Annotated in this window: 1 protein-coding gene and 4 pseudogenes; all 5 read right to left on the minus strand. The window is 55.2% G+C overall.

What is annotated here, in order from left to right; genetic code table 11:
- Positions 1 to 93, minus strand: a pseudogene (locus tag AC4PR2_RS28110) (recombinase family protein); the annotation flags it as partial.
- Between the two features lie 51 nt (positions 94 to 144).
- Positions 145 to 675 (minus strand): annotated as a pseudogene (locus AC4PR2_RS28115) (Tn3 family transposase); the annotation flags it as partial.
- Positions 676 to 738: 63 nt separating this feature from the next.
- Positions 739 to 1,944 carry an IS256 family transposase gene (locus tag AC4PR2_RS28120; RefSeq protein WP_492175943.1) on the minus strand — a complete coding sequence of 402 codons (1,206 nt, stop codon included), beginning with the start codon at positions 1,942 to 1,944 and terminating at the stop codon, positions 739 to 741.
- Positions 1,945 to 2,051: 107 nt separating this feature from the next.
- Positions 2,052 to 2,549: pseudogene (locus AC4PR2_RS28125) on the minus strand (Tn3 family transposase); the annotation flags it as partial.
- A gap of 143 nt (positions 2,550 to 2,692) precedes the next feature.
- A pseudogene (locus AC4PR2_RS28130) lies at positions 2,693 to 3,232 on the minus strand (transposase); the annotation flags it as partial.

Raw genomic sequence — 3,232 nt, forward strand, 5'->3', positions numbered from 1 at the left:
GGCTCTGCCAATGCCCAGTTGGTCGGCAACCGCTTCGCGGGTGAGTCCGGCCAGCGTCAATTCAATCACCTGCTGCGCTTTCGCCTGAGCGGTGGGTTTTCTTCCTTTATAGGGGTCAGACGCTCAGTGGAACGAAAACTCACGTTAAGCAATGTTTTCTTCCTCTGAAGCCTCTTTTAATGGCCGCAGATGTCCTTTTGTCACCAGTTCTGCCAGTGTGAAGGAATAATGGCCGAGCATATTGATATGCCCGTGGCAAAGCGGTGAGAGTCGTGCAATATCTTCATCATTCAGGGTTTCCCCCTGTGACCGGAGATGATCCAGGGCTGCCTGCATATAAATAGTGTTCCATAACACGACGGCGTTAGTTACCAGCCCCAGTGCACCCAGTTGATCTTCCTGACCATCGGTATATCGCTTTCTTATCTCACCTTTCTGACCGTGACAGATAGCTCTGGCAACGGCATGGCGACTTTCTCCCCGGTTTAGTTGGGTCAGAATGCGCCGACGGTAATCTTCATCATCAATATAATTAAGCAGATACAGCGTTTTGTTGATGCGCCCCACTTCAATGATTGCCTGAGTCAGTCCGGAAGGGCGTTCACTCTTCAATAACGAGCGAACCAGCACCGAAGCCTGTACCTTTCCCAACTTCAGGGAGCCTGCAGCCCGGATCAGGTCGAGTCCGTCAAGGTGGTGTAAATTCAGATCCAGCCTTCCGGTCCGGTAATGTGTCTGTTAAGCGCTGAGTGGCAGCGCCTCGGTCACTTCGTTTTCAGCGGTCTGCTCTATCTCCGCCATGCTGTGCTGCGGCAGGTAGCGGTTCTGCAACAGCCATTCCTCGTTCTGCTCTGTCAGCACCGCACCCAGAAGCCGGGTTATGCTCTCTTCGTTGGGGAAGATACCTACCACGTCGGCACGACGTTTTACTTCTTTGTTCAGACGCTCCAGCGTGTTCGTTGAGTGGATTTTCACCCGGTGTGATTTCGGGAACCCGAAGTACGCCAGCACGTCCGCTTCCGCCTCGTCCATCATCTCCGTGACCGCCGGGAAGCTCTTTTCCAGTTGGGCTGCAACCTCACGCCAGGTGGCATGAGCGTTTTGTTCCTCCGTCTGCACGAACACCTGTTGCAGCGCGGCGCGGACAACCGACAGGCTGGCTCTGCTGACACGCCCCATGACGTTACGCATGAAGTGAACCCGGCAGCGCTGCCAGCTGGCAGAGAACACCTGCTGTATCGCCGCTTTAAGACCGCTGTGCGAGTCGGAGATAACCAGCTTCACGCCCTCCAGCCCGCGCTCTTTCAGGCTCAGCAGGAAGGCCAGCCAGAACGCTTTCGCTTCTGACTCGCCGATGCCCATCCCGATAATCTCCCGGCGTCCGTCCAGGTTAACCGCGCAGGCGATTATTACCGCCACGCTGACCACCCGGCCATTCTTACGCACCTTCACGTAGGTCGCGTCCAGCCACAGGTAAGGCCATTCTCCTTCCAGCGGACGGTGCAGGAACGCCTGCACCCGCTCATCGATACCGCGGCAGATGGAGGACACCTGGCTGCGTGAGATGCCGGTCATCCCCATCGACTGAACCAGCGCGTCAACCTTGCGGGTGGAGACGCCGTTTATCCACGCTTCCTGGATAACGGCATTCAGCGCTTTCTCAGACAGCCTGCGGGCTTCGAGGAAGGACGGGAAGTACGAGCCTTCACGCAGCTTCGGGATACGCAGGTCGAGCGTACCGAGGCGGGTGTTGTACTGGCGGTCACGATATCCATTGCGGTAAGTCTCGCGCTCATCACAGCGCTCATGAGGCTCTGCGTTAATACGCTGTGTGACATCGGCTTCCATGATGCGGTTGAGCATAAATTCGGTGAATTCACGCAGAAAGTCCTCACCGCCGAGTTGCATCAGGGTGTTGCTGAATGTCATGCTGCTGTCAGCCATCGGTTGACTCCTTTTAAGATAATTGTCTTCACAACCATTACCTTACCGGATAAGCCGATGGCTCTCACCATCCTTCCGAATTTACACCACTCCCTAAGACTCTACCCCCGGATCATTTCGTCCCACTGAAGGACTATTTTTTGGGGGGCTGACTGCCCTCTGGCAATATCATTCAGCACCCCATAATCGGCGTCATTGTCCATACGCCAGAAAACCGAAGCACCGGCATCAGCCAGGCGCGGGGAAAACTGGTATCCCAGCAGCCAGAAAAGACCAAAGACAAGGTCGCTGGCACCGGCGGTATCGGTCATAATTTCTGTGGGATTTAGCCCGGTTTCCTGTTCCAGAAGGCCTTCCAGCACAAAGATTGAGTCTCTAAGAGTCCCCGGTATAACAATGCCATGAAAGCCGGAATACTGATCGGACATAAAATTGTACCAGGTGATCCCCCTGTTATTGCCAAAGTATTTGCGGTTCGGCCCGGCATTGATTGTTCTGACCGGCGTAACAAAGCGCATTCCGTCTGCAGAGGCCACTTCGCCACCACCCCAGACCTGTGCCAGTGGTAGCGTTGCCTGAAAATCAACCAGCCTGGCATTCGCACTTGATGGTTAGGAATCTCAAAAGCATTTTTTGGGGATCCCTAACCATCAACCGTAGCGCGCAACTCCTTCTGGTGGTGCGGTATCGCGATAGGTTATGCGTGAAAATACCGGTTTTGCTGTGTTTTTACTCTAAAACCCATTTTTCAGGCGCACCTATCCAGAACCGGTGCCTGAAGCCATCGTTTTTTCGCCATCCGATGCAGCCTGTCAGAGAGCATTTTTGTAGCGTGTTCACCCGCCATAGCGCCTGCAAAACGCAACCGGCCTTTGCACAGGATACACTGGTACGGATCGGTGCCAAGGAAGCCTTTCATCAGCACCGCGAATCCGGGCCGCTTCGGTTTTTCCCGTACCGTCATTTCCAGCGCATTGTAGACCTTCGGCAGCAACGAGCCTCGCTTGCGGTTGGCCAGAAAACCGTAGTACCGCACCATTTTAAAATGCCGCGCCGGAATATGGCTGACGTAACGCCGCAGCATCTCCTCCTGGCTGATTTTCTGGCGTTTGTGCTGCTGCGTTCGGTGATCGTAATACTGATGCACCACGGCACCACGGCACCACCGCGATAGTGGCGCAGCTGAGAAGCGGCCACCGGTGGGCGCTTCAGATAACGGCCAAGGTATTTCACGCTGCGCCAGGCGCCGCGGGTCTTTTTGGCGAAGTGCACTTTCCAGCAACGCCGG

It is taken from the genome of Serratia sp. A07 (assembly GCF_058725505.1).